The 17,496-nt window shown below is 72.8% G+C and carries 16 protein-coding genes and 1 tRNA gene; 14 read left to right on the top strand and 3 right to left on the bottom strand.

The features are described 5' to 3' along the window. Positions 1-147: 147 nt before the first annotated feature. Positions 148-1,266: a Gfo/Idh/MocA family oxidoreductase gene (locus ABZX75_RS27975; RefSeq protein WP_355415278.1), complete on the bottom strand. Its 1,119-nt coding sequence runs from the start codon at positions 1,264-1,266 to the stop codon at positions 148-150. 72 nt (positions 1,267-1,338) lie between these two features. Here ABZX75_RS27975 and ABZX75_RS27980 point away from each other — a divergent pair, with 72 nt between their 5' ends. Then, entirely contained in the window at positions 1,339-2,538 is a 1,200-nt protein-coding gene (locus ABZX75_RS27980) for an ROK family transcriptional regulator (RefSeq protein ID WP_355415280.1), read from the top strand. A gap of 275 nt (positions 2,539-2,813) precedes the next feature. Here ABZX75_RS27980 and ABZX75_RS27985 read toward each other — a convergent pair whose 3' ends face one another. Then, on the bottom strand, positions 2,814-3,410 hold the full coding sequence (locus tag ABZX75_RS27985) for a dihydrofolate reductase family protein (protein ID WP_355415282.1): 597 nt from the start codon (positions 3,408-3,410) through the stop codon (positions 2,814-2,816). 347 nt (positions 3,411-3,757) lie between these two features. Between ABZX75_RS27985 and ABZX75_RS27990 the strand changes: the two genes are divergently transcribed. From ABZX75_RS27990 to ABZX75_RS28045, 12 genes are all read left to right on the top strand, one after another. Next, a complete protein-coding gene (locus ABZX75_RS27990) occupies positions 3,758-4,522 on the top strand; it encodes a hypothetical protein (protein ID WP_355415284.1) in 765 nt (254 codons plus the stop codon). A 242-nt stretch (positions 4,523-4,764) separates the two neighbouring features. Then, a complete protein-coding gene (locus ABZX75_RS27995) occupies positions 4,765-5,571 on the top strand; it encodes a GntR family transcriptional regulator (protein WP_355415286.1) in 807 nt (268 codons plus the stop codon). Positions 5,572-5,676: 105 nt separating this feature from the next. Next, positions 5,677-6,798, top strand: a complete 1,122-nt coding sequence (locus ABZX75_RS28000; protein WP_355415288.1) for a TIGR03364 family FAD-dependent oxidoreductase — start codon at positions 5,677-5,679, stop codon at positions 6,796-6,798. 149 nt (positions 6,799-6,947) lie between these two features. Beyond that, positions 6,948-7,685 carry an HAD family hydrolase gene (locus tag ABZX75_RS28005; protein WP_355415386.1) on the top strand — a complete coding sequence of 246 codons (738 nt, stop codon included), beginning with the start codon at positions 6,948-6,950 and terminating at the stop codon, positions 7,683-7,685. Then, positions 7,682-8,734 carry an ABC transporter ATP-binding protein gene (locus ABZX75_RS28010; RefSeq protein ID WP_355415290.1) on the top strand — a complete coding sequence of 351 codons (1,053 nt, stop codon included), beginning with the start codon at positions 7,682-7,684 and terminating at the stop codon, positions 8,732-8,734. Before ABZX75_RS28005 ends, ABZX75_RS28010 begins: the two co-directional genes overlap by 4 nt. After that, the gene (locus tag ABZX75_RS28015; RefSeq protein ID WP_355415292.1) at positions 8,724-9,743 is read left to right on the top strand and encodes a 2-aminoethylphosphonate ABC transporter permease subunit; all 1,020 of its coding nucleotides are present in this window, start codon (positions 8,724-8,726) and stop codon (positions 9,741-9,743) included. The genes ABZX75_RS28010 and ABZX75_RS28015 overlap by 11 nt, the downstream gene beginning before the upstream one ends. Next, positions 9,730-10,527 (top strand): ABC transporter permease subunit, encoded by a 798-nt coding sequence (locus ABZX75_RS28020; RefSeq protein ID WP_355415294.1) that lies wholly within the window; start codon positions 9,730-9,732, stop codon positions 10,525-10,527. The genes ABZX75_RS28015 and ABZX75_RS28020 overlap by 14 nt, the downstream gene beginning before the upstream one ends. 73 nt (positions 10,528-10,600) lie before the next feature. Beyond that, positions 10,601-11,701, top strand: a complete 1,101-nt coding sequence (locus ABZX75_RS28025) for a 2-aminoethylphosphonate ABC transporter substrate-binding protein (protein ID WP_355415296.1) — start codon at positions 10,601-10,603, stop codon at positions 11,699-11,701. A 190-nt stretch (positions 11,702-11,891) separates the two neighbouring features. After that, entirely contained in the window at positions 11,892-13,448 is a 1,557-nt protein-coding gene (locus ABZX75_RS28030) for an alkaline phosphatase family protein (protein ID WP_355415298.1), read from the top strand. Between the two features lie 116 nt (positions 13,449-13,564). Next, positions 13,565-14,344, top strand: coding sequence for an HAD-IIA family hydrolase (locus ABZX75_RS28035; RefSeq protein ID WP_355415300.1), 780 nt, complete (start codon positions 13,565-13,567; stop codon positions 14,342-14,344). A 145-nt stretch (positions 14,345-14,489) separates the two neighbouring features. Then, positions 14,490-15,146 (top strand): hypothetical protein, encoded by a 657-nt coding sequence (locus tag ABZX75_RS28040; RefSeq protein ID WP_355415302.1) that lies wholly within the window; start codon positions 14,490-14,492, stop codon positions 15,144-15,146. Next, positions 15,143-15,805, top strand: a complete 663-nt coding sequence (locus ABZX75_RS28045) for a class F sortase (protein WP_355415304.1) — start codon at positions 15,143-15,145, stop codon at positions 15,803-15,805. Before ABZX75_RS28040 ends, ABZX75_RS28045 begins: the two co-directional genes overlap by 4 nt. A 66-nt stretch (positions 15,806-15,871) precedes the next feature. On the opposite strand, the gene ABZX75_RS28050 is transcribed toward ABZX75_RS28045, so the two are convergent. After that, positions 15,872-15,945, bottom strand: a tRNA-Lys gene (locus ABZX75_RS28050). 221 nt (positions 15,946-16,166) lie between these two features. On the opposite strand from ABZX75_RS28050, the gene ABZX75_RS28055 reads away from it, so the two are divergent. Continuing rightward, positions 16,167-17,495, top strand: coding sequence for a peptidoglycan-binding protein (locus tag ABZX75_RS28055; RefSeq protein WP_355415388.1), 1,329 nt, complete (start codon positions 16,167-16,169; stop codon positions 17,493-17,495). Position 17,496: the final 1 nt, after the last annotated feature.

Here is a 17,496-nt window from a genome sequence, read left to right on the forward strand (position 1 = left end):
TCGTGAGGGCTCGCCGGGTCGCTTCTCGTCGAGCTTGGGGCGGCGCCGGCCCCCCCCCCCCGCCCCCCCCCCCCCCCCCCCACCCTCCCGTATGCGTGCCCCGCGGTTCCGGCGGGCGCCGACCACGGGTTCCTGTCCTCCGGCTCCCTATGGCGTATCGGACGCGGCGGCAGGAACCTTCACGATCACCCCGTCGCGGGACGACGTGCGGGCCGCCTCCAGTACGTCGAGGCAGTGCGCGGCCTCGTACGCCGTGACCGGCGCGGGCCCGCCCTCGCGCAGGGCGGCCGCCACCGCCGCGTAGTACGCGGGGTAGTCGCCCGGCGTGGTCGGTACCGGGGTTCCGCCGCCGGTCAGCGGGGACTCGCCGGAGCCCAGCCGTCCCCAGAGGTGCTCGGGTTCCTCGCCCCACGGCGCACCCGTTCCCGGTCGCAGACCTTCCCGCAGGGCGCCTTCCTGCGGGTCGAGGCCGTACTTCACGTAGCCGGCCCGCGAGCCGAGGACACGTAGCCGCGGGCCCAGTTGGGCGGTGGTCGCGCTGACGTACAGGTGCGAGCGGACCCCGTTCGCGTGGGTGAGCGCGATGAAGGTGTCGTCGTCGGCTTCGGCTCCCGGACGGCGCACGTCGGTCTCCGCGTAGACGCGTACCGCCGGCCCGAACAGCACCAGAGCCTGGTCGACGACGTGGCTGCCGAGGTCGTACAGCAGGCCGCCGATCTCCTCCGGGGCGCCGGACTCGCGCCAGCCGCCCTTGAGCTGGGGCCGCCAGCGCTCGAAGCGGGACTCGAAGCGCTGCACCTCACCGAGCTCGCCGTCGGCGAGGAGACGGCGCAGCGTGAGGAAGTCGTTGTCCCAACGGCGGTTCTGGAACACGGAGAGGAACGTCCCGGTCCGCTCGGAGAGGGCGGCGAGTTCGCGGGCCTCGGCGGCGGTGGCGGCGAGCGGCTTGTCCACGACCACGGGGAGGCCGGCGGTCAGGGCGGCCGTGGCGAGCGGGACGTGGGTCTTGTTGGGGGAGGCGATCACGACGAGGTCGAGGCCGGGCGCGGTGGGAGCGGTCTCCGCGCGGTCCCAGAGCTCGGCCGCGGACCCGGCGATGCGGACGTCGGGGAACTCGGCACGCGCCCGAGCCTGCCGGGCGGGGTCGGAGGTGACGATCGTGTCGAGGACGAGTCCGTCGGTGGCGGCCACGAGGGGGGCGTGGAAGACGGAGCCGGCGAGTCCGTAGCCGATGAGTCCGACGCGGAGCGGGGCGGTGGCGTTCATGTCCACCACTTTGGCAACAGTGTTGCCGAAGTGCAAGGAAGGTGGACAATGGGCCGGTGAACAGGGGTAGCGGTGATCAGGGATAGCGGCGACGGGGACGGGCGCTGGGGTCGTGGCGGGGTGAATCTGCCGGCGCTGCGCGGACACAACGAGGCGCTGCTGCTGGACCTGCTGCGCGGCGCCGGGCCGGGGGGCATGGGCCGCACGGAACTCGCCGCCCGTACGGGACTCACCCCGCAGGCCGTCAGCAAGATCACCGCGAGGCTCGCCGCCGAGGGGCTGGTCGCGGAGGCCGGTCGGGCCGCGTCCACCGGCGGCAAACCGCGCACCCTGCTCCGGCTGGTGCCGGAGGCCCGGCACGCGGTCGGCGTGCACCTGGACCGCGACGAGCTCCGGGCGGTACGGGTGGACCTCGCGGGCGGTGTCGTCGCCGAGAGCGGCGGCCCGCTGGACTTCGGGGCCGGACCGGACGTGGTGGTGGAGGCGGTCGTACGGGCGGTCGCGCGGGTCTGCGATGCGGAGGGGCTCGCGCCGCTGCTGGGTGTCGGGGTGGCTGCGCCGGGGCCGCTCGACCACCGCGCCGGGGTGATGGGCCGGGTGACCGGTTTCCCGCAGTGGGAGGGCTTCCCGTTGCGGGAGGTGCTGGAGGAGCGGCTGGGGCTGCCGGTGCTGCTGGACAAGGACACGAATGCGGGGGCGGCCGGGGCGGGTCGGGGCGTGGGACCCGGGCCGCGGGCCGGCGAGCGGTCGGGGTTCGGGCAGGGGCTGGGTTCCGGTTCCGGTTCCGGTGACCACGGCTCCGACCACGGCTCCGACCACGGCTCCGGCTCCGGGACCTCGGTGTACCTGCACGTCGGCACGGGCCTCGGCGCGGGCCTGCGGCTGGACGGCGCGGTCTACCGGGGTGCCCGCTCGGCGGCGGGCGAGTTCGGCCATCAAGTGCTCGACCTGGCCGGCCCGCCCTGTCGGTGCGGGGGACGGGGCTGCGCGGAGGTGCTCTGCCTGGCGGCGGTGGCCCGAGGTGATCTGCCCGGGGCGGCGCGGATCTTGGGCGAGGGGGCGGCCAACCTGGTGGCGCTGCTGGACGTGGACCGCGTCCTCCTGGGTGGCCGCGTCGTGGCGGCTGCCCCGGAAGTCTTCGTGGCCGGGGTCCGGGCCGTGCTCGCGGCCCGCGCGCTGACCCCGAACCCGCCCACGGTCGCCCTGGCCGGTACCGGAGTCGCGGAGGGCGCGGCGGAACTGACCCTGGCCCCCTTCTTCGGCCACACCTGAAGGCGACGCCCCAGCGCGGGGACCGGCTCGGGCGCCGACCCGCGGCTGCGTGGGCTGGCGGGCGTACCAAAACCTGCCGGGCCGATCCCGGCCGTCGCGCCTTGGCCGGCCGGGGAGGGGGGAGGGTGCCCGGTGCCGGGTCGGCCCGTGCCGCGTCGTGACGACGGGAGCCGGAGGTGGGCCCGGCAGTGCCGCAGGCGGGTGGTCGCCGTCCACAGCGGGCTCCGTACCGGCAGTGCCGCAGGCGGGTGGTCGCCGCGGCGTCGGGCACCGGTCTACTTGCCCGCCACCGGCAGGTAGGTGCACACGTGCACGCCCGCGTCGCTGACGACCGTGGAGACCAGTTCGAGCGTCCGCAGCCCGCCGTCGTCGGGGAAGATCGTCTTGCCGCCGCCGAGGAGCACCGGCATGACCATGAGCCGCAGTTCGTCGACGAGACCCTCGCCCAGGAGGGTGCGCACCAGCGTGGGGCTCCCCATGACCAGCAGGTCGCCACCGTCGGCCTCGCGCAGCTCCCGGATCCGGTCCACGGCCTCGACGCCGGGGATGCGCGTGGTGTTGTTCCACGTCAGCTGGTCATCGCGCAGCGTCTGGGACACGACGTACTTCGGGAGGGCGTTCATCCGGTCGGCGAACGGGTCGCCCGCCCGCTCGGGCCACGCCCCGGCCATCGTCTGCCAAGTGCGGCGCCCGAACAGCAGTGCCTCGGCCTTGCTCGTCGCGTCGTCGAAGGCGCCGCCCACCACCTCCGGGTCGAAGAACGGGTGAGTCCAGCCGCCGTGGGCGAACCCGCCGTCGGTGTCCTCGCCCTTGCCGCCCGGCGCCTGCACGATGCCGTCCAGGCTGATGAACTCACTGATGACGATGCGCATGGACTCGTTCCTCTTCCTCTTACTCGCTGCGGGTTACGGCAATAGAGACTGTCGCGCTGATCGGAAATCATCGCTTCTCCTCGATCCCACCCGTGTGACCTGGGTCATATGGCAGGCTCCTTTGGAGCTGGGGCTGAGACTGAGGCTGAAGCCGCGGCTCTGGCGACTCCGCTGAGGTCGCGAGCCGTTGCCCCCTTGACGCGGTCCGCCAATCGGGCGTAAACCAGAGCAACTCGGGCGGGGCGCGCGGCAGGCAGTCGCGCGTGCGTGGCAGGGTGCGCTCAGGACCGGGGTGATTGTCACCTCGTCCGACCATCGTCCCGTCCGGCGAGCAGCGAAGGTCTTCCATGCGACTACGCAAAGCCCTTGCCCTCTCCGCCGCCCTTTCCGCCGTACTCTCCACCGCCCTGGCCGGCGCCACCTCACCCACCGCCACCGCAGACGTCGGCACCGGCGGCGGAGCCCGGCCCGCTCCCGCGCTGCCGTCCCGCGCGCAGGCCACCTGCGGTGACAGCAAGAGCACCGCCTTCCCCATCGGGGCGCGGATCCGCGGCGGCCCGGCCGTGTACCGCACCGGTGGCGAGCCGCAGACCTGGTACCTGGACCTGGCGAACACCACCGACTCCGAGTGCAAGGCCATTCACCCCGTCGTCGTCTTCACCGACAAGGCCCGCACCCTGCGCCCCGCCCACCTGCGGATGGAGTTCGAGGCCCCGGGCGGTACCTTCCCCGTCAGCCTGGAACGGTCCGACCGCGACGAGATCATCGCCGTCTTCGACGGCGGCGACGCCTTCCCCGGCTTCACCGTCGGCGCCGGCGGCTCGCGGACCGTGCGGGTCGGCCTCGCCTTCGCCCCCGACGCCCCGGTCGGCGAGGTCGTCGCCGACGCCGCCCTCGTCCAGCGCAAGGGGGACGACGGAGACTGGGTCGGCGAGACCAGCGGCTACCGGTTCACCGTCGAGGGCCCGCAGGATCCCGTCGAGGCGGCGGCCTTGGCGCGCACCGGTCACCGCGAGTGGGCGTACGCCACGGGCGTCGGCGCGGTGACCGCCCTCGCCGCCGGCGGTGGACTCCTGCTGGCGGCCCGTCGGCTGCGCCCTCCGGCGCGCTGAACCCCGCCATCCGCCTCCCGCCTCCCGACGCCCGACGCCCGGCTCCCGACCGCCCGACCGCCCGACCGCCCGGCGGCCCCGCCCGGTCTCCCCGTACGACGCGCCGCGCACACTCCCGTACGACGCGCCGCGCACACCTCCCGTACGACGCGCCGCGCGATGTCCCGTACGTGTCCCCGTACGTCTCCCCGTACGACGCTCCGCGCGGCGGCCCGTACACCTGCCCCGCATAGAGTCCCACCGTGGAAGACCAGACCCAGCCCCACCGCCCCGGCTCCCCGGTCCGCTCCGGCATCCCCGAGCACGGCCGCATCCCCAAGTACTACGCCGTCAAGGCCCGCATCGCGGAGCTCCTCGACGAGCTCGGCGAAGGCGGCGCGCTGCCCACCGAGCGGATCCTCGCAGAGCGGTACGAAGTCTCCCGCGAGACCGTCCGCCAAGCCCTGCGCGAGCTGCTGCTGGAGGGCCGGCTGCGCCGCTCCGGCCGGGGGACCGTAGTCGCCGGCCCGAAGCTGGAACAGCCGCTCTCCCTCGCCAGTTACACCGAGGGAGTGCGCCGCCAGGGCCGCCGCCCGGGCCGTCATCTCATCGGCCTGGAGCAGTTGCCCTGCCCGCCCGGCCTCGCCCCCGGCATCGGCGCCGAGCCGGGCGAGCCCGTCTGGCACCTGGAGCGCGTCCTGCTCGCCGACGACGAGCGGGTCGGCTTGGAGAGCACGTACGTCCGGGTGGCCCGAGCGCCCCGCCTGGACATCGATTTCCAGCCGGACTCCTCCTTCTACGGGTACCTCCGCGACAGCCTCGGCATCTCCTTCGGCGATGCCGACGAGAAGTTGGAGACGGTCCTCGCCACCCCGCGCGAAGCCCTGCTGATCGGCACTCCTCCCGCCCTTCCCATGCTGCTCATCCACCGGTTCTCGCGGGACCGGGACGGGCGTCCCCTGGAGCGGGTGCGTTCGCTCTACCGTGGGGACCGGTTCAGCTTCACGGCCCGCCTGCGGCCCGAATCGCCCGAGCGGATCCTCCCGAACCGATCGCAAGAGGACCCATAGAGATCACAGTAAGATAACGGGTCTAGTCCAAGTGTCGGGGGCTGTTCACCGGCACGTTGCCGGGCCGATCCTCCCGGGTCACGGCTCCCGGCCACCGTGGACGCCGTGAGAGTCATAGTCGTCGGAGGCGGCGTGGTCGGCACCATGCACGCCTGGCAAGCAGTCCAACGCGGCCACGAGGTCGTCCAGATCGAGCGAGAAGCGGAGGCCCGCGGCGCGTCACTGCGCAATTTCGGCCAGATCTGGGTCAGCGGGCGGGCCGGGGGCGAGGAACTCGACACCGCCCTGCGGGCCCGCGAGCTCTGGGAGCGCATCGGTGCGCGGGTGCCCGGGCTGGGCTTCCGCGCGATCGGCTCCCTCACCCCCGTCCGCACGGCCCGCGAGTACGCGGTCGCGGAGGCGGCCGTGGCCCGCCCCGACGCCGCCGCCCGCGGCTACAAGCTGGTCACCGCCGCCGAGGCACGGGGCATCAATCCGGCCCTGCGCGGCGCTTTCGAGGCCGCGTTGTGGTGCGAGCGGGACGCGGCCGTGGAGCCGCGCACCGCGCAGCTCCACCTCCGGGAGGCCCTGAAGGCCTCCGGCCGCTACAGCTTCCTCCCCGGCCGCGAGGTCCGCGAGGTCGTCGCCGCCGCCGCGGTCCGCGACGACCACGGCGACGTCCACCGCGGCGACGCGATCGTCCTCGCCACCGGCGCCTGGCTCTCCGGCCTGGTCCGCGAGCTGGCCCCGGGCCTGCCCGTGCGCCGCGTCCGGCTCCAGATGATGCAGACCGCCCCGCTCGGCGAGGAGCTGACCACCTCGGTCGCGGATGCCGACAGCTTCCGCTACTACCCCGCCTACAAGTCCCCGGCCCTCGACGAGCTGAACGCCGGTCAGGCCCAGGCGCCGATCGCGGCCGAGCACAAGATGCAGCTGCTGATGGTCCAGCGCCGGGACGGCGGACTGACCATCGGCGACACCCACGCGTACGAGCACCCCTTCGCCTTCGACACCCTCGAAGACCCCTACGAGCACCTCACCGAGGTGGTCGAAGCCTTCCTGGGCCGCCCGCTGCCGAAGATCCGGCACCGCTGGGCGGGCGTGTACGCGCAGTGCGCCGACACCACCCGTGTCGTCCACCGCCAGGAGGTCGGCGACGGCGTCTGGCTGGTGACCGGACCGGGCGGGCGCGGTATGACCTGCTCGCCCGCCATCGCCGAGACGACCGCGAACGAACTGGGCTGGTGAAGCAGATGACCGACACGACCCGCGACCGCGACGTCGACCGTGATCGTGACGTCGCCCGGGACGTCACCCGTGACGTCGACCGCGACCGCGACGCCGCCCGCGACCGTGGCCGCGACCGCAGGGGCACCCGGAACCTGGTCGTCCTCGACATGGCCGGCACCACCGTCGCCGACGGCGGCCTCGTCGAGCGCGCCTTCGAGCGTGCCGCCGAGCGCCTCGGCGTCGAGCCCGGCACCCCCGGCCACGCCGAGAAGCTCCGCTACGTCCGCGACACCATGGGCGAATCGAAGATCTCCGTCTTCCGCCAACTCTTCGGTACGCAGGAGCTCGCCCAGCGCGCCAACTCCGCCTTCGAAGAGGCGTACGGGGACCTCGTCGACGGTGGCCTCGTCGCCCCGCTCCCCGGCGCCCGCGAAACCATCGAGAAGCTCCGAGCCGACGGCCGCACCGTCGTCCTCACCACCGGCTTCGCCCGCGTCACCCAGGACGCCATCCTCGACGCCCTCGGCTGGCAGGACCTCGCCGACCTCACTCTCTGCCCCGCAGACGCGGGCGGCCGCGGCCGGCCCTACCCGGACATGGTGCTGGCCGCGTTCCTGCGCACCGGCGCCGTGGCCGACGTACGGGAGATCGTCGTCGGGGGCGATACGGCGTACGACATGCTCAGCGGCCGACGCTCCGGCGCCGGCGTGGTGGCCGGCGTCCTCACCGGCGCCCACGACCGCACGGCGCTGGCAGAACACGGCGCGACCCACGTCCTCGAATCCATCGCCGGACTTCCGGCGGTCCTGGACGCCCTTGACGCCCTGGACGTCTCCGGTTCCCTCGACTCCCGCGGCTCCCGCGGCTCCCTCGGCGTCCTCGACTCCCCGGCGGAGTCGGCGTGAGCGGCATCCGCTTCGACTCCGTCTCCGTCGCCTACGGCGGCACCACCGTCCTGGACTCCCTCGACCTGGCCGTCGAGCCGGGCGAGGTGATGGCGCTGCTGGGCCCCTCGGGCTCGGGCAAGACCACGGCGCTGCGCGCGGTCGCCGGTTTCGTACGGCCCGTCGCGGGCCGGGTGCTGATCGGCGGCCAGGACGTCACCGCGCTGCCGCCGCACAAGCGCGGCATCGGCATGGTCGTCCAGCAGTACGCGCTCTTCCCGCACATGCGGGTCGAGGACAACGTCGCCTTTGGCCTCAAGGCGCAGAAGGCGCCGAGGGGGGAGATCCCCGGCCGGGTCGCCGCCGCCCTGGAACTGACCGGAATGGCCGCCTACGCCAAGCGCCATCCCCGCGAACTGTCCGGCGGCCAGCAACAGCGCGTGGCCATCGCCCGCGCCCTCGCGATCCGCCCCGGAGTGCTCCTGCTCGACGAGCCGCTGTCCGCGCTCGACGCGCAGTTGCGCTCCGGGATGCTCGCCGAACTGGCCCGGTTGCACCGCGAACTGCCCGACGTATCGATTCTCTACGTCACCCACGACCAGGTCGAGGCGCTCACGCTGGCCGACCGGATCGCCGTCATGGACCGGGCCAGGCTCCAGGACTGCGGCACCCCGCAGGAGCTCTACCGCGCCCCGCGCACCGAGTTCACCGCGTCCTTCGTCGGCAACGCGAATCTGCTGCCGGTGACGGTGGCCGAGGCGGGGGCGGTCTTCGCCGGGCGCGCGCTGGAACTGGACCGGGGCCGCGCCGTGCCCGGCTCCGGGGCGACCCTGTGCGTACGGCCGCACCTGCTCGGCCTCGGGGACGGCCCCAACGCGCTCAGCGGCACCATCGCCGAGGTCCAGTGGCGCGGCTCCACGCACCGGCTCTACGTCGACATCGACGGCCACCGCGTCAAGGCGGACGTGCCCGAGCTGCGCGAGACCCCGCGCCTCGGCGGCCGGGTCACCCTGCACTTCGAACCTCGGGACGCGGTGCTGCTGTCGGCGGGGGTGTCCGATGGCGGCTGACGCCTTCCGCTCCACGGCACACACCACGCCGATGCTCCCGCCCCCGCCGTCCCGCGCCGAGCCGGACCCCGCCCGGACGGGTGAGCTGGGGGGCCCCACGGCCGGCCCGGGCAGCTCCCGCCACGGGCCCGCCGCCGCGGCCGGCCCGAGCAGCTCCCCGCAGGAGACCGGCTCCCCGCAGAGGGCCCGTAGCGTCCCCCGGGGCATCTGGGTGCTGCCGCCCCTCGTCGTGCTCGCGCTGGTCTTCCTCTACCCCCTCGCCCTGGTCGTCCAGCAGTCCCTCACCCCCGAGAACGGCGGCGGGGCCTTCGACGCCTACGCCTCCGTCTTCGCCTCCACCGCCTTCCGCGACGCCCTCGGGACCACCGTCTGGCTCGCCGTCGGCGCCACCGTCGGCTGTCTCGTCCTCGGCTTCGCGCTCGCGCTGGTCATCGCCTTCGTGCCCTTCCCCGGGGCCCGCGCCGTCGCCAAGTTCATCGACGTCTTCCTCTCCTTCCCCTCCTTCCTCATCACCCTCGCCCTCCTCTTCATCTACGGCACCGCCGGCATGGCCAACGGCGTCTGGACCGACCTCACCGGCGCGGCCGACGCCCCCTTCGACTTCCTGACCACTCCCTGGGGTGTCCTCCTCGCGGAGATCACGTACTTCACGCCCTTCGTGATGCGTCCCCTGCTCGCCGCCTTCTCCCAACTGGACACCGCACAGCTGGAGGTCGCCGCCGGCCTCGGCGCCCGCCCCGCCAGGATCGTCAGGCAGGTGATCCTTCCGGAGGCCCTTCCCGCCCTCGCCGCCGGCGGCAGCCTCGTCCTCGTCATGTGCCTCAACGAGTTCGGGATCGTCCTGTTCACCGGGGCCAAGGACGTCACGACCCTCCCGATGCTCATCTACGGCAAGGCGATCCTGGAATCCGACTACTCGGCGGCCTGCGTGGTCGCCGTCGTCAACGTCGCGATCTCCGTGGGCCTGTTCGGCCTCTACCGGGTGGTGGGCAAGCGTGCTGGTGCATAGCAGGACCGGCCGCTGGGCCGCTTGGGGCTGCTTCGGCCTCCTCTTCCTCCCCCTCTTCGCCCTGCCCCTGCTCGTGGTGGTGGCGGCCTCCTTCGCCACCCACTGGTCCGGCGCTTTCCCTTCCGGCCCGACCGGCGGGAACTACGCCTCCGCCGTCCGCGGCGACTCCCTCCAGGCGCTGACCACCAGCCTGGTCACCGCCCTCGTCGCCAGCCTGCTCGCGCTCACCGTCGGGACTTGGGCGGCGCTCGCCGCCGCCGGGCTGAGGAAGCGCGGAAAGCGGGCCCTGGACGCGCTGTTCATGCTGCCCGTCGCCGTCCCGTCCGTGGTCGTCGGCCTCGCCGTGCTCGTCGCGTTCAGCCGGCCGCCTCTGCTGCTCAACGGCACCGGCTCCATCGTCGTCCTGGCGCACGCGATCCTCGTCACGGCGTTCGCCTACCAGTCGGTCTCGGCGGCGATCGTACGACTCGACCCCGCCTACGAGCAGGCGGCGGCCTCCCTGGGGGCCCGTCCCGCGTACGTGCTGTGGCGGGTCAGGCTGCCCCTCCTGATGCCGTCGCTGACGGGGGCCGCCGGGCTCTGCTTCGCGCTCTCCATGGGCGAACTGAGCGCCACGATGATGCTCTACCCGCCGGACTGGATGCCCCTGCCGGTCCGCATCTTCACGGCCACCGACCGAGGTTCGCTCTTCACCGGCTCCGCCGTCGCCGTGGTCCTGATGGCCGCCACCCTGCTGGTCCTCCTGGCCGTCTCCCGCATCCGGACCAAAGCCTCGTACCGCTGACCTCCGCTGACTACCGCCCTACCGCCGGCCACGTCAGGCTTTCACCGACTCCCTTGCGCCGTAAGGACGTTCCATGCCCAGCACACCCCGCAGCCATCCCCGCAGCCGTCGCCCGTTCCTGCGCACCACCACCCCCGTCACCGTCGGCCTCGCCCTCGCCGCCTCCCTCACCGCCTGTGGAGGCTCCTCCTCCGCCGACTCCGAGGGCGGCGAGAAGACCGTCACCGTCTACAGCGCCGACGGTCTCAAGAGCGACAAGGGCGACGGCTGGTACGACAAGGTCTTCGCCGACTTCACCCGGAAGACCGGCATCGAGGTCAAGTACGTCGAAGGCGGATCGGGCGAGATGGTGCAGCGCGCCGTCCGCGAGAAGACCAACACCCAGGCCGACGTGCTGATCACGCTGCCGCCGTTCATCCAGCAGGCGGACGGCAAGGGTCTGCTCCAGGCGTACCGGCCACAGGGCTCCGACAAGGTCAACGGCGCCGACAAGGCCGCCGACGGCAAGTGGACCTCGGTCGTCAACAACTACTTCGGTTTCATCTACAACAAGAAGGAGCTCGCCGAGGCCCCCAAGACCTGGGAGGAACTGCTGGACCCCACCTACAAGGGCAAGCTGCAGTACTCCACCCCCGGTGTCGCGGGCGACGGCACCGCCGTCCTCATCAAGTCGATGCACGACTTCGGCGGCAAGGAACCGGCGATGGAGTACCTGAGGAAGCTCCAGGCCAACAACGTCGGTCCGTCCTCCTCCACCAGCAAGCTCGCGCCCAAGACCGACAAGGGCGAGCTGCTCGTCGCCAACGGCGACGTGCAGATGAACTTCGCGCAGTCCAAGTCCATGCCGAACCTGGGCATCTGGTTCCCGGCGAAGGACGGCGGCAAGCCCACCACCTTCGCCCTGCCGTACGCGGCCGGCCTGCTCGACAAGGCCCCGCACACGGAGAACGGCAAGAAGCTGCTGGACCACCTGCTCAGCGAGGACGCGCAGAGGCTGGTCAGCGAGGTCGGAGGCGGCTTCCCGGCGCGCGCCGACGTCAAGCCGACCGACGCCAACGCCGTCGAGCTCACCAGGATCATGACCGGTGTCGAGATCTTCGAGCCGGACTGGGCGGACATCGACACGAACCTCGCCGGCTACGTCGACGCGTGGAAGTCGGCGACCGGAAGCTGACTGGTTACGTTCTGGCCACCCGTGACCGGGAGAGTGACGCTTGCGTAACCGGTCTGGACCCGGACCGCACATCCGGTCCGGCCCGCCCCACGCCGCACCTCACGCCACGCCGCACCGCCGCACCGCCGCACCGCACGTCACACCGCCCCACCCCGCCGCGCCTTCCCCACGATCCCTCCCGGAGGAGTACGTGCCCACTGCTGTCCTGCCCGGACGCGCCCTCGCCGTGGCCGCCACCGCCACCGCGCTGCTCGCGACCGTGTTGCTCTCCACCCCCGCCCTCGGCGTGACCACGGCCACCGCGGAAGAGGCCGCGCCCGCGGCCTCCACCGACAAGGTCCTGGTCATCGGCCTCGACGGCGCGGTACTCGACCGAGTCAAGGCCGCCAACGCGCCCCACCTGAACGGCCTGATGGCCCAGGGCCTGACCGCGCGCAGCACCCTGTACGCGAACCCGATGGGCGCCACCTCTTCGGGCCCCGGCTGGTCCACCGTCGCCACCGGTGTGTGGCCCGACAAGCACGGAGTGCGGGACAACTCCTTCACCGGCAAGAACTACGCGGCCCACCCCGACTTCCTGACCCGCATCGAGAACGCCAAGCCGGCGCTCAACACGTACGCGGCCGCCGACTGGGAGCCCATCACGTCCACCGACCAGAACGGCCCGATCTTCTCGGCCAAGGTCGACAAGCGCCTCTCCCTCAAGGGCGACCGCGACGGCTACCGCAACGAGGACCCTAAGATCGCCGCCGCGGCCTCCACCGAACTGCGCGACCAGAACCCGGACGCCGCCTTCGTCTACCTCGGCGAGATCGACGCGGCCGGCCACTCCTACGGCGCCGCCAGCCAGCAGTACCTCGACGCCATCGCCCGCGTCGACGTGCTCGTCGGCCGGCTGCTCACCGCCGTCCAGAACCGCCCGACGTACGCGCAGGAGAACTGGAAGATCCTCGTCACCACCGACCACGGCCACACCGGCACCGGTGGCCACGGCGGCTCGACCCTCGCGGAGCGGGGCACCTTCGTGATCGCCAAGGGCGCGGGCGTCCAAGCCGGTTCGGTACGGGACGACGTGCGGCTCGTCGACGTCGCCGCGATCGCCCTCGCCCAGGTCGGCGTCAGCGCCCCCGGCATCGACGGCACCGCACTGCACACGCCGGACGGCGACGCCTTCGACACCCTGCGCCCCAACCTCCGGGCGCGGGTGGACGAGACGGGCATCCCGGCGGGCGTGAAGGGCTTCACGCACACGCCGCCGGCGGGCTGGTCCGTGGACAACTCCGGGATGGGCACGGGCGGTGTCACCGAGTGGGCCGGCTGGGCCTTCGCCACCGACGAGTTCTGGAGCCAGTCGCAGCGCGACCAGTGGCGCGAGCTCAATGTCCGCTCCCGTGACGTGTTCGCCGTCGCCGACTCCGACGAATGGGACGACAAGAGCCACACCGGCGCCTTCGACTCCACCCTGATCACCCCCAAGTGGCCGGTCGCGGGCGGTGCCACGGGCACCACGGCCAAGCTGAGCTACCAGACGCACTACCGCCATGAGTCCGGCCAGAGCGCGCAGGTCCTGGTCTCCTACAACGGCGGCGCCCCGTCGGTGGTCAGGTCGTACACCGCCGACGCGGTCGCGAAGACCGAGTCGATCACGCTCCAGGTCCCGGCCGGCGCCACAGACGTCCAGGTCCGCTTCCGCTACAGCGGAGACAACAACTGGTACTGGACCGTCGACAACGTCCAGCTGAGCTGAGCTGAGCTGATCCGTCCGGGCCGTGGACGCCGAACGCGTCCGCGGCCCGGCCCCGATAGGGTGGTCGAGACCACATGCGCAGAGGTCAGAAGCCACCGAGAGCGGAGAACAGTCACGTGGGAGAGCGCAAGCCGATCGAATCCTGGCTCACCGACATGGACGGGGTCCTCATCCACGAGGGCACCCCGATCCCCGGCGCCGATGCCTTCATCAAGCGGCTGCGCGAGTCCGGCAAGCCTTTCCTGGTGCTGACCAACAACTCCATCTACACCCCGCGCGACCTGCAGGCCCGCCTGGCCCGCATGGGCCTGGGCGTCCCCGTGGAGAACATCTGGACCTCCGCGCTGGCCACCGCGAAGTTCCTCGACGACCAGCGCCCGGGCGGCACGGCGTACGTCATCGGCGAAGCCGGTCTGACCACGGCCCTGCACGACATCGGCTACATCCTCACCGACCACGAGCCCGACTACGTGGTCCTGGGCGAGACCCGGACGTACAGCTTCGAGGCGATGACGAAGGCGGTCCGCCTGATCAACGCGGGCGCCCGTTTCATCTGCACCAACCCCGACGAGACCGGTCCCTCCGCCGAGGGCCCGCTCCCGGCCACGGGCGCGGTCGCCGCGCTGATCACGAAGGCGACCGGCAAGAAGCCGTACTTCGCCGGCAAGCCCAACCCGCTGATGATGCGGACCGGCCTCAACGCCATCGGCGCGCACTCCGAGAGCAGCGCCATGATCGGCGACCGGATGGACACCGACGTGCTGGCCGGGCTGGAGGCGGGGATGCAGACCTTCCTCGTGCTGACCGGCCTGACGTCGGAGGCGGACACCGAGAAGTTCCCGTACCGCCCGACCAAGACGGTGGACTCGATCGCGGACCTGATCGACCTCGTCTGACGCGTACGGCTGATCCGCACCGCTGATCCGCACCGCTGATCCGTACGGCTGATCCTTATCGCGGCCGGTGCGCCTGACCCGTACGGCGCTGCTCCGGGTGCGGAGCGGCGCGCCGCGCGTGAGTCTCCTTCTGAGGAGGTTCACCATGCGCAGTGTTCGGATCGCTCTCCGTGCCACCGGGGTGGCCGTCACCCTGACGGCCCTCTCCGCCGTGGCCGCGCCCACCGCCCTCGCGGGCGAGGAGAACCGCGGCACGGTCTGGGCCACCCCGTCGAAGGCCCGGCCGGGGGCGCAGGTCGAGCTGCGCGTCCGCGGCTGCCACGGCACCACCGGCTCCGCCAAGTCCTCGGCCTTCGTCGCCGATGCCGACCTGTCCGGCCGGGACGGCCACGGCAAGCCCCTCTACGGCGAGGCGATGATCAGTTCGTACGCACGGCCGGGCTGGCACGACATCCGGGTCACCTGCGACGGCCGGGAGGGGAAGGCGACCGGTTCCCTCGAGGTCATCCGCCACGGGCCGGACCACCACCGCCCGGATCACCACCGTCCCGACCACGACCGTCCCGACCACCACCGTCCGAGCCACCACCCCTCGCCGGTCTGGCCCGTCCACGCGGGCGGCGGCGGCATGGCCGCCGAGCTCGCCGAGACGTCCCGGCCGGCCGCGGCGACGGACAAGGACCACGGGCGCGACGGCCCGAGCATGCCGCACACGCTGATCGGCGCCGTTCTCGCCGCCGCGGCCACGCTGGCCGTCGCGGGCCGGGCGCTGACCCTGCGCCGTCGCCGCAGCGGCGAATGAACGGGGGCAGGGCCCCGCGCGGCGGCCGGCTGCTCACCTTCGTCGCCTGGTCGGTGCTGGTGCTGGGCCTGTGGCTGTGGGGCCGGCAGCTCACCGGAGTTCCGGGCCCCCTCGCCGGCCAGGCCGGCGGGTCGGTCGGCCGGGGTCTGCCGGTAGCGCACGCCCCCCTCTCCGGGGCCCGGCCCCAGCGGGTCGACATACCGTCCATAGGCGTCCAGGCCCCGGTGATCTCCCGGGGCCTGGACGCCGACGGCGCGATCGAGGCGCCCCCGTACGACCGTCCGGGCACGGTGGGCTGGTGGGGCGGCGGAGTCCAGCCGGGCGCCGCCGGGGCGGCGCTGATGGTGGGCCACGTGGACACCCGGTCCAAGCCGGCGGTGTTCTACGGCCTGAGCTCGGCGCAGCCCGGCGACAAGGTACGGGTGGTGCGGGCGGACGGGTCGGTCGCCGAGTTCACGATCGAGGACATACGGGTCTACGAGCGCGCGGGCTTCGACCCGCACAAGGCGTACGGCCAGCGGATCAAAGGCCGGGCGGAGCTGCGGCTCGTCACCTGCGGGGGCAGGTACGACAGGGCGGCCAAGGAGTACACGGCGAATGTGGTCGTCTCCGCGTACCTGACGGGCGCGGGAGTACGGCCGGGCGGCACGGCCGCGTAGCGCCGCCGGACGGAGCAAACGAAGAAGCCCCCCGCAGCTTTCGCTGCGAGGGGCTTCCTCCGTCTGTGCGCCGCCAGGGACTCGAACCCCGGACCCGCTGATTAAGAGTCAGCTGCTCTAACCAACTGAGCTAGCGGCGCGTGCTGACAGGGAAAACTCTACCCCACCCGTAACGGTGCTCCCGACCAGCCACGCCCGCATTGTCCGATTAACCCATGTTTAGGGGGTTTATCGTGCACGATATGTCTGGCCGTGCCGAATCTGATGCCCCGCCAGATGCGGTGGCGGCCGACCAGTGGACGAGCAGGGGAGTGGACGGAACCGCATGACGATGCAGCCTCCGACGCATGTGCCGACGCCGATGCCGACGCCCGCTTTCGAGGAGTACGAGCCCGCGGGCGACTGTGCGTGCCGCGGCTGCGCCCAGCGCCGGCGCACCCTCGCCCGCGGGCGGGCCATACCGCTGCGTGACGGGGGCCACCCCGCCGCACGAGGTGCCCGCCGGGCGCTGGTGCTCGCCACCGCCGCGGGAGTGGTCCTGGGGGGTGGCGGCGCGGCCGCGGTGGAGGTGACCACCCCGGCCCCCGGGACCGTGGCCGTGGACGACCCCGGCTCCCCGCAGGGCGGCCGGGCCCCGCTGCACGGTCCGAAGGCGAAGCCGGGCGCGCCCGGTGCGCCGGGCGCCGTGAAGCGGATCGACCGGACGACGATCATCAACCGGGCGAAGCGGTGGCTGGACGCGAAGGTCCCGTACAGCATGACGAAGTACTGGACCGACGGATACCGGCAGGACTGCTCGGGCTACGTCTCCATGGCCTGGAACCTCGGTACGAACGAGTGGACCGGCAGCCTCGACAAGTTCGCCACCCGGATCACCAAGGACGAGCTGCTGCCGGGCGACATGCTGCTCTTCCACAACCCGGCGGACCCCAGCAAGGGCTCGCACGTCACCCTCTTCGGCGGCTGGGTCGACGAGCGGCGGACGCACTACATCGCCTACGAGCAGACGCGGCCCGTGACGCGGAGGCAGGCGACGCCCTACGGCTACTGGAACAACGCCACGAAGTACCTCCCGTACCGGTTCAACGGGATCACGGGCGGGATCGTTCCGGAGGTACCCGGTACCGAACAGCCGGCGCCGGGCCCCCAGCCGGCGGTCTCGACGGTGTTCCCGGGCGCCGGGAAGTTCGGCCCGGGGCGCAGCAACGAGCACATCGCCCAACTCGGCGGGATGCTGATCGACCGCGGCGGCTCCCGCTTCTACCCGCAGGGTGCCGGCACGCAGTGGACCGACTCCGACCGGCTGGCCACCCAGGCCTTCCAGCGTGCCCAGGGCTGGACGGGCGCCGAGGCGGACGGGATGCCCGGCGAGCACACCTGGCGCCTGCTGGTCCGGCGCCAGGGCAAGGACATCCCGCCGACGATGACGGGGGCGCCGGGGCGCGGCGCCGTCCGCGCCTACCCGGGGGCCGCGGTCTTCCGCCCGGGCACGTCCCACGATGCGGTCACCGCCCTTGGCCGCCGGCTGGTGAAGAAGGGCTTCGGCAAGTACTACACGTCCGGTCCGGGCCCCCGCTGGGGCGAGGCCGACCGCCGCAACGTCGAGGCCTTCCAGCGTGCCCAGGGCTGGCGCGGCGCCTCGGCCAACGGCTACCCGGGCCCGGAAACCTGGCGCCGGCTGTTCGCATGAC

This window comes from Streptomyces sp. NPDC003038 (genome assembly GCF_040611115.1).
Lineage (GTDB): Bacteria > Actinomycetota > Actinomycetes > Streptomycetales > Streptomycetaceae > Streptomyces.